Below are 8,707 nucleotides of genomic sequence, written 5' to 3'. Positions count from 1 at the left end.
CACCGATACGCATCAATACGGAGGGACGGATACGCATCAATACGGAGGGGCGGCGGAGCTTCGCGCCGTTCGGAAGATTGAGAGGGATCAAAGAGGTTGTGTCTCAAGGACAGTATGTCTGGTGCATGCCCAATGCGATGTCGTTTCAGGACGACACCTAGGATGTTGCTATGAAAGACGACTTGAAGGCACGCTATGCCGAAGAGCGGCTCCCCCGCTATACGAGTTATCCGACTGCTCCCCAGTTCAATGATTCAATCGGTCATCAGCGATACGAGGAATGGCTTGCTGCTCTGCCGGGCGGCGCGACCACTTCGCTTTATCTCCATGTTCCCTTCTGCCGGTCCATGTGCTGGTACTGCGGGTGTCACACGACGATCACGCAGCGCGATGCTCCCATCATTGATTATATCGCTGCCCTGCGTCGTGAGATCGAGCTCGTTGCTGAGCGCGTGAACAATCCATTGCCCATACGCCATGTTCATTTCGGCGGGGGAACGCCGACGATCATGGAGCCTGTCGAGTTCATCAGCCTTCTTGACCTCATGCGGAAAAAGTTTCCTTTCGAAGGAAATGCGGAGATCGCCGTCGAGATAGATCCTCGTACGCTCACGCGCACCATGACGGCCACTTTGGGCGAGGCAGGCGTGACCCGCGCCAGCCTGGGCGTCCAGAGCTTCGATCCTGTCGTGCAGCGTGCGATCAACCGCATCCAGACCTTCGAGCAGACAGCAAGGGCGACGCAGGGGCTGAGAGATGCCGGCGTGCGCGGCATCAATTTCGATCTGATCTACGGACTACCGCATCAGACCATCGAGTCCTGCGTCGACACGGTTCGGCAATGTCTCGAGCTGCGGCCCGAGCGTCTGTCTGTGTTCGGCTACGCCCATGTGCCGACCTTCAAGAAGCATCAGCGCAAGATCGATGAGGCGGCCTTGCCCGACAGCGCGGCTCGCTATGCGCAGGCGGAAGCCATAGCGCAGGCGCTGGTCGACGCTGGTTATGTCAGGATCGGTCTCGATCATTATGCGCTGCCGGGCGATGCCATGGCGCAGGCGCAGCGCGACGGTGTTCTTCATCGCAACTTTCAGGGCTACACCACGGACCCGAGCGACGTGCTGATCGGCTTCGGCGCGTCATCCATCGGACGGCTCACTCAAGGCTATATCCAGAACGAGGTGATTCTGGGCCGCTATGCCGAGCGCGTTGCGCGTGGAGAGCTGGCAACGGCAAAGGGCTATGCACTGACCGCCGATGATCGCCTGCGTGCAGATCTGATCGAACGGGTCATGTGCGATTTCCGCGTCGATGTGGAGCAAATCTGCAATCGGCATGGCGCCGCGCCGGAAAGCATTCTCCGCGCCGTGCCGCGTCTCAGAACCTTGCAGGATGATGGCATCATCGATGTCTCTGGCACCGTTGTATCGATCAAGGAGGGCTCACGTTTCCTCGTCAGAAGCGTCGCATCGGCATTCGATGCCTACCTCGGCGCGTCCGGAAGAACACACAGCCGCGCCGTCTGATCTACCCTTCGACACATGAAAGAAGGCAGGCTGGACTTCGATCCAGCCTGCCCCTTTCTTTTGGTTCGCATCAGCGGACGAGATGGCGATAAATCATAGGAAGCGTGGAGGGGAGCTTCGCCACCTGATTGATGATCGCATAACCGCCACGTCCGAAGAGGGTCGGGAAGTAGGATTGCGCCTCCCGATCCACAGTCACACCGAAGACGTTCACCCCGGCGCGCCGCGCTTCCATCACGGCCTTGCGGGTATCCTCGATGCCGAAGCGTCCTTCGTAGTGATCGATATCGTTCGGCTTGCCGTCGGTAAGCACGAGCAGAAGCCGCTGTCGGTTCGGCCGCTCCGCGAGCTTCGCCGTCGCATGGCGGATACCGGCGCCGATCCGGGTGTAATAACCCGGCTTGAGAGCCGAGATGCGGCGAACGACAGATTGGCTCATCGTCTCATCGAAATCCTTCACCGTTTCCGCGCGCACCCAGGAGCGGCGGCGGGAGGTGAAGGTCATGATCGAATGGGAGTCGCCGCAGGCGGCGAGCCCGTGGGCGAGAACCAGAAGGGCTTCCTTCTCCACATCCAGGATGCGCCGATCGTCCACCCAGGCATCGGTTGAAAGGGAGACGTCCACGAGGAGCGTCACCGCAAGGTCGTGCGCCTGCTTGCGGCTCGCCAGATAGACGCGATCCGAGCCGCAGCCGCCCGAGCGAAGGTCGCTATGCGCGCGAACCACAGCATCGATGTCGAGTTCCTCGCCATCGGCCTGCGCCCGCAGGATCTCGTGCTTGGGTCGCAGTGCCTCGAACTGCCGCCGCACGGAACGAATGCGCCGTCGTGCCTCGGTGTCCGGATCCCAGGTCTCTCCCTCTTCCGAAGCCCTCGCCGCGAGCACGCGGCAATGGTTCGGCAGATAGGTGCGACGGTTGTAATCCCATTCCGGATAGGTCAGGTCCGCCGTCAGGCTGTTGGTGTCGACGGCCTCGGGCGGCAGATCGAGATCGAACTTGAGTTTCGTTGCAGGCTTGCTCTTGTGCTTGGAGAGCGGAATCTCGTCGAGATCATCCAGCGCCTTCTCGGCGTTCTCGTCATCATCATCATCGGAGGGGCGATTGACGTTGACCATCTCGGCCATCGAGAGAATCTTCTCGAACCGGTTCAGGATGAACGGGTCGCTCCGCTGTGCCTGATCCGCCTCGCGTCGCGCGGCAAAGCGCTTGCGGGTGTCCGAGGCGGCAAGATCGCCAGGGCCAGCAGGCTCGTCGCTGTTGCGCGCTGCGTCGCCTGTTTCGCGCACCCACGTATTGCCCCAGAGAGGAACGAGCAGGAAGGATTGATAGTCCGCGGACATCTGCTGAAGCAACGAGGCTTCTCCCGCTTCCATATCCCACAGCGCAGGCGGAAGGGCGCCCGGATCACCCAAAAGGGAGAGCACGATCTGCTCGATCCTTTGTTCTGGCGACGGCAGCGAGCGTTGAGGGCGTGCCGTTCGCATGGCGAAGCAGAGATCGGCGTAGATCGGTCTGAGGCCGGGACATTCCGCAAGAACGAGGGCCACTGTTTCCCTCGCTCGCTTCAAGGTCAGGAGATCCCTCCGCAGAGGGTTTGCCTCGACGATGGGCTCCATCGGCACATACGCGAAATAGGCTGCCAGCCAGAGATACAGGGAGCGATTCAGCTCTTGGGACGGAAACAACTCGATCTTGGGCGGAAGGAAGAGTGTCGCCTGGTCGCGGCCAGGCTGCTCCAGCCGCTCTTCCGACAGGCCGAGCCGCTGGCGCAAGTTCAGGCGGTGAGACGAGGCCCGTGCCGAGGTGCCGGCGAGCTGTACGCCCGCCTCTCCGCCAAGTCCCCGAAAGAAGACGCTCAGAGGCGCACGAACGTCATCGAGAGTGACGCCATGCTCAGGATAGCGCGGATAGCTGACGACGCCGCCGACAAGGCGATGCCAGAGCTGGCCGACGGTTTCTTCGAGTTCGAGAAAATCGAGCATGGCGTCTCTCCGTTTTAGCTGAGAGTCGCGCGTGCGACTTCGATCAGAGCCTTCTTCACATCGAGATCGTCGGTCAGCGGCTCGATCATCGTGGCCGTCACGGCTTCTTCGGAAGAAACACCGGCCGCAATGAGGGAGGCGCAATAGACCAGAAGACGGGTCGAGACGCCTTCCTCAAGATCCTGACCTTTGAGGGCGCGCAGGCGGCGAGCAAGGAGCAGCAGCGGGCGCACGCGGTCCGAGGACAGGCCGCTCTCGGCTGCGACGACGGCGATCTCGTGATCGATGGGAAGGAAGTCGAACTCAATGGCGACGAAGCGCTGACGGGTCGAGGGCTTCAACGACTTGAGGAGGGTCTGGTAGCCGGGATTGTACGAGACGACCAGCATGAAGGTATCCGGTGCCTGCAGTTCCTCGCCCGTGCGGTCGAGCGGCAAAATGCGCCGGTCGTCGGTGAGCGGATGAAGCACGACAGTCACGTCCTTGCGCGCCTCCACGATCTCGTCGAGATAGCAGATGCCGCCTTCGCGCACGGCGCGGGTGAGAGGCCCATCGGCCCATACCGTATCGCCGCCTTTCAGAAGATAACGACCCGTCAGATCGGCGGCAGTGAGATCGTCATGGCAGGATACCGTGTGCAGCGGCAATCCGAGCTTGGATGCCATATGGGCGACGAAGCGGGTCTTGCCGCAGCCTGTCGGTCCCTTCAGGAGAAGCGGAAGGCGCTTGTGCCAGGCAAGCTCGAAGAGTTCGCATTCATGACCCGCGGGCACGTAATAGGGCAGATCGATGGCGGGCTGCGGAACGGAATGAAGAAGGGGTTTCATGGCAAATCTCTCAAAGCAGAACGGGGGCGGAGGGGCGGCCTGAACCGGCCGCCCCGGAGGTCTTACTCAGCCGGCTGCAATCCTTTCGCCAGCTTCACGGATTTCTCGCGGCCGGGCACCAGCACCGCGTAGATGAACATCAGCGCGGAGATGAGAACGAACACGCCGGAGCCCAGGCGCACCCAGTAGAACAGGGAGAGCTGATCCTGCACCTCCATGTACGACTGTCCCAGCACGCGCTGCAGGTGCACCTGAATGACGCCCGCGAAGGTGAGCGCGAAGGTCATCACCGACATGGCGGTGCACATGATCCAGAAGCTCACGATGCTGAGCATCTGGTTGTAGGGATTGCGGCCGAGGATCTGCGGCATGGCATAGGCCATAACGGCGAGGTTGAGCATCACATAGGCGCCGAAGAAGGCGAGGTGCCCGTGAGCGGCGGTGACCTGCGTGCCGTGGGTGTAGTAGTTCACCGAGGACAGGGTGTGCAGGAAGCCCCACACGCCGGCACCGAAGAACGCCATCACCGAGCAGCCGACGGACCACAGAAGCGCGGCGCGGTTCGGATGGCGGCGGCCGGCTTTCCATGTCATCTGGAAGGTGAAGATGACCATGGTGAAGAAGGGCGCGACCTCAAGCGTGGAGAACAGTGAGCCGATCCACTGCCAGTAGCCGGGAGCACCGATCCAGTAGAAGTGGTGACCCGTGCCGAGAATGCCCGAGAACAGCGCCATGCCGACGATGACATAGAGCCACTTCTCCACCACCTCCCGATCGATGCCGTTGAGCTTGATCATCAGGAAGGCGAGCACGGAGGCCATGATCAGCTCCCACACGCCTTCGACCCACAGGTGCACGATGTACCACCAGTACATCTTGTCCACTGCGAGGTTGATAGGATTGTAGAAAGCGAACAGGAAGAAGATCGCGACGCCCCACAGCCCGAAGAGCAGGATGTTGGTCACCACGGTCTTGCGACCTTTCAGAGCCGTCATCGTGATGTTGAACAGGAACATCAGGCAGACGACGACGATGCCAACCTTGATGATGAAGGGCTGCTCGAGGAATTCGCGGCCCTCATGGTGCTTGAACAGATACCCGACCACGGCGACAGCGGCTGCGCCCAGGAACAGCCAGAACTGCAGCTTGGCGATGAGCGGGCTGAAAAGCTCGTTCTCCGTCTCTTCCGGGATCAGATAATAGGTTGCGCCCATGAAGCCGATCAGGAGCCACACGATCAGAGCATTCGTGTGCACCATGCGGACGATGTTGAAGGGGAGAAGTTCAGACAGGGTGTTGGGCAGAACGTAGATCGTGCCGGCCAAGACGCCGAACAGAACCTGTGCGAGAAACAGGCCGAGCGCTCCGTAGAAGTAGAGCAGGGCCACCTTTTGCGTTTGATATTTCATGATGATGATCCTGGTCTCAGCCGGCCTTGTTCGGCGGCCAGTTTTGGGTCTTGATGCGGCTGGTCCATTCCAGGAAGTCAGCCAGATCGTTGAGTTCCTGGTCGGTCAGGTTGAACTGCGGCATCTGGCGACGCCCTTCGATCCCGGTCGGCTGTGCAGCCATCCAGGCCTTCAATGTCTCACGAGCGCCGGCAGGATCTTCCTTGCCGCCCCAGCGATCCCAGACATTGCCGAGTTCCGGCGCGAAATAGGCGCCTTCGCCCAGAATGGAGTGGCAGTTGATGCAGGAGTTTTTCTCCCACACGTGCTTGCCGCGCGCGACCGAGTCCGACAGCGTCGAGACGTCGGTCGACGAGGTGTTCATGTAATAGTGGCTGTGGGTCGTCAGACCCACGAAGATGGCGAAGAAGAAAAACGAGCCCCCGTAGAACACGTTTCTTGCCGCCGATTTGGTGAGGGCTTCAGCCATCACGTCATCCTTTCCGGAAGAAGAGAGAAAAGAACGCGGCCCCTGCCGCGGACGCACGGCCACCCTGGCGGGCTGCGGGAATGACCCTTGTGTGATAGGAACTCGACATGCCAATGTGCCTTGCGTTTTTGTCAGGCACCCGATGGTGCGCTCCTCTGATGACAGGAGCTTCGAGAGCACTCTTTGTTCTGGAACAAGCCAGACGTCGAAAGGCGTTCAGCCTCTGAACAGGGGAAAGGCGGCAATGGCCCAAGGGGCCAATGTGACCAGCGTCAACCAAACGTGGAACGTGGCTGTCCAGCCGGCAGGAGCCTCTCTCAGCTTCAGGAAGTCCATGAGCATCCAGTGGCCCTTCGCGAACGCGGCGGACAGGATGAGGCCATTGGCCAAAACTCCGCTCATGCCCGAATGGGTTGCGATGAGACTTACGAGGGTGAGGAAAATGAGGATGCACCAGACCAGGGTGACTTGACGCGCAAGGAACTGGGTCATGATTTATCCGATCAGATAGACGAGAGGGTAGATGATGATCCAGACGAGATCGATCATGTGCCAAAAGGCAGTGCCTGTCTTCAGGTTCTCCAGGCTGTCCGAGACGGTCACGACCGCCAGGAAAACGATGCCGAGCAACACGTGAAGAAGATGAAAGCCGGTGATCAGGAAGTAGAGCGTGAAGAAGGTATCCGTTTCGATGCCGATCCCTGCTTGGGCCTTCGCGATATATTCGACGACCTTGATGGCAATGAAGGCGCCTCCGAAGAGCATGACCCCACCAAGCAGCAGCCTTGCCGTTTTGCGTCGCTCGCCGGTACGGGCCTCGACCGCCAGGGCCGCGAGCCAGCCGCTCGTGATCAGCACAAGGGTGTTGATACCGCCGAGGACGGGGTCAAGCTGAGCCCGGCCCGCTTCGAAGACCGCGGGATGGATGGCTCCTGCGACGGCAAATGTCATGAGGAGAATACCGAAGGTCACGACCTCGGTTAAAATGAGCACCCACATCATCGGGTGTCCAGGTAGATCCGAGAGGGCACCCCACGGGCGCTGATCTTGCGCAGCGTTCATCGGTCGTCCGAGCTCTCATGGTCATCGGTGACGTCTCGTATCGCCTGGTACTGTGTTTTTCGTTGCGCTGGCACAAACACGTTTTCCTCGTTCTCGACCATAGAGGAGGGATGATCGAGGATAGGAGTTACAAATAATGACCGAGGCTCAGGTCGGATTGGTCACAGCGACGCCGTTGATCATCATCTTTGCCGTCATGCTTCACCGCATGGGCGTACTACGCCTGACGGGAACGATTGCTGCGGTCGCCCTATCCGTGGCGATTGCCGTGGGTTTGTTCTTCACTCAGTAGCGGATCTGCCTGATATAGCAGTGGGTGCGCCTCGGGACGTGCATAAACACGCGTTCAAAAACAGAAAAAGCGGAGCTACATGGGACTCCGCTCTCCATTCACTACTGGCCTGCCGTCGAGCCGCGCGGCTGATGCGCACGCGCCAGAGCTCAGGGCCTTCCTCCTGGTAGTCCCAGCCGAACTCGCCGGGACGCTCGGCATTGAACTGGTAGAGGAGGGGCCTCGGATCGTGATCGTTCACGAGCATGAATGCTTCCCCGGGTGCCAAGTGATCGAACGTCTGGAAGATCAAGGGATGGCGCATCCGCGGCATGATTTGGCGGACGTCAATAGTCGTTTCTGTGACATTGCAGCTGCACATCAGAAAGTCTTTCTTCGTAGGCGGCCGAGAAGATCCTGGCCGCCGGTAGTGATGAAGTCGGGTTTCCAGACGGGTTCCCAGACCAGGCGGACGTCAATGCGAGAAGCATCCTGGAACCGATGAGAAAGGCGCTCACGCGCCTCCTCCACAATCATCCCGCCCAGCGGGCAGGCGCGTGTGGTCAAGGTCAATGCGACCTCGACTGCGTCCGGAGTCCGGAGCGCCTGGTAGACGAGTCCAAGATCTACGACGCTAAGGCCCAGCTCCGGGTCCATGACATCGGACAGACATTCAAGGATAGCCGGGTCCAGGGAATGGTATTTGCCGGAGATGTCGCTCATCGACGGTCCTGATGCTCGCTTCGACAGCGGCGCCTTGGCTGGTCATCGTCTCACGTTCTTTGCCTTGCCTCAAATAACGAGCCGATTGCGGTCAATTCCTGGCTGAACTGTGCTGCAGCAGATCGGGTGGGGCTCAATAGCGTCGCGGCTCGCTGGCCGAATGATGCTGGTGCAAAGCAGCTAGGAGCAGCCACCAATCCGCAAGGACGAGAGCTTCTGGATATGGGAGGAATCCCGGCCATCGAGAACAATATGCATCATTGCGCTAGCTCAAAAAGAGAGAGGCTGAGGATGTGTATGACATCTGCCCAAGGCCGCAGCGCGGCTCGTGAAACCGCATCGACAAACAGGAGAACGATGATGCGCAAGGTGATCATGCTCGGCACGCTCGTGGCCGCTCTCGGTCTGGCCGGCGTCGCTCAGGCGGCCGAGGTCGAGG

The 8,707-nt window shown here is 60.2% G+C and carries 10 protein-coding genes; 2 read left to right on the top strand and 8 right to left on the bottom strand.

Annotation, left to right across the window (positions count from 1 at the left end; translation table 11 throughout):
* Positions 1 to 170 precede the first annotated feature (170 nt).
* Positions 171 to 1,523 carry an oxygen-independent coproporphyrinogen III oxidase gene (hemN, locus tag AA309_RS31055; protein WP_047192889.1) on the top strand — a complete coding sequence of 451 codons (1,353 nt, stop codon included), beginning with the start codon at positions 171 to 173 and terminating at the stop codon, positions 1,521 to 1,523.
* A 70-nt stretch (positions 1,524 to 1,593) separates the two neighbouring features.
* Here hemN and AA309_RS31050 read toward each other — a convergent pair whose 3' ends face one another.
* The 6 genes from AA309_RS31050 to AA309_RS31025 form a co-directional block, all read right to left on the bottom strand.
* Positions 1,594 to 3,507: a nitric oxide reductase activation protein NorD gene (locus AA309_RS31050; RefSeq protein WP_047192888.1), complete on the bottom strand. Its 1,914-nt coding sequence runs from the start codon at positions 3,505 to 3,507 to the stop codon at positions 1,594 to 1,596.
* 14 nt (positions 3,508 to 3,521) lie between these two features.
* Positions 3,522 to 4,334, bottom strand: coding sequence for a CbbQ/NirQ/NorQ/GpvN family protein (locus AA309_RS31045; protein WP_047192887.1), 813 nt, complete (start codon positions 4,332 to 4,334; stop codon positions 3,522 to 3,524).
* A 62-nt stretch (positions 4,335 to 4,396) separates the two neighbouring features.
* Positions 4,397 to 5,743 (bottom strand): cbb3-type cytochrome c oxidase subunit I, encoded by a 1,347-nt coding sequence (locus tag AA309_RS31040; protein ID WP_047192886.1) that lies wholly within the window; start codon positions 5,741 to 5,743, stop codon positions 4,397 to 4,399.
* A gap of 16 nt (positions 5,744 to 5,759) precedes the next feature.
* The gene (locus AA309_RS31035) at positions 5,760 to 6,212 is read right to left on the bottom strand and encodes a c-type cytochrome (protein WP_047192885.1); all 453 of its coding nucleotides are present in this window, start codon (positions 6,210 to 6,212) and stop codon (positions 5,760 to 5,762) included.
* A 216-nt stretch (positions 6,213 to 6,428) separates the two neighbouring features.
* Complete coding sequence (locus AA309_RS31030) at positions 6,429 to 6,704, bottom strand: cytochrome C oxidase subunit IV family protein (RefSeq protein WP_047192884.1); 276 nt, start codon at positions 6,702 to 6,704, stop codon at positions 6,429 to 6,431.
* Positions 6,705 to 6,707: 3 nt separating this feature from the next.
* The gene (locus AA309_RS31025) at positions 6,708 to 7,274 is read right to left on the bottom strand and encodes a cytochrome c oxidase subunit 3 family protein (RefSeq protein ID WP_047192883.1); all 567 of its coding nucleotides are present in this window, start codon (positions 7,272 to 7,274) and stop codon (positions 6,708 to 6,710) included.
* 136 nt (positions 7,275 to 7,410) lie between these two features.
* Between AA309_RS31025 and AA309_RS36055 the strand changes: the two genes are divergently transcribed.
* Positions 7,411 to 7,566 (top strand): hypothetical protein, encoded by a 156-nt coding sequence (locus AA309_RS36055; RefSeq protein WP_200902076.1) that lies wholly within the window; start codon positions 7,411 to 7,413, stop codon positions 7,564 to 7,566.
* On the opposite strand, the gene AA309_RS38015 is transcribed toward AA309_RS36055, so the two are convergent.
* Entirely contained in the window at positions 7,556 to 7,927 is a 372-nt protein-coding gene (locus AA309_RS38015; protein ID WP_084731860.1) for a DUF2249 domain-containing protein, read from the bottom strand. The genes AA309_RS36055 and AA309_RS38015 overlap by 11 nt on opposite strands.
* A complete protein-coding gene (locus AA309_RS31015; protein ID WP_047192882.1) occupies positions 7,927 to 8,268 on the bottom strand; it encodes a metal-sulfur cluster assembly factor in 342 nt (113 codons plus the stop codon). Before AA309_RS31015 ends, AA309_RS38015 begins: the two co-directional genes overlap by 1 nt.
* Between the last annotated feature and the right edge of the window lie 439 nt (positions 8,269 to 8,707).

Source organism: Microvirga vignae (assembly GCF_001017175.1).
In the GTDB taxonomy this organism is placed as follows: domain Bacteria; phylum Pseudomonadota; class Alphaproteobacteria; order Rhizobiales; family Beijerinckiaceae; genus Microvirga; species Microvirga vignae.
This window is presented reverse-complemented; position numbering and strand designations above follow the sequence as displayed.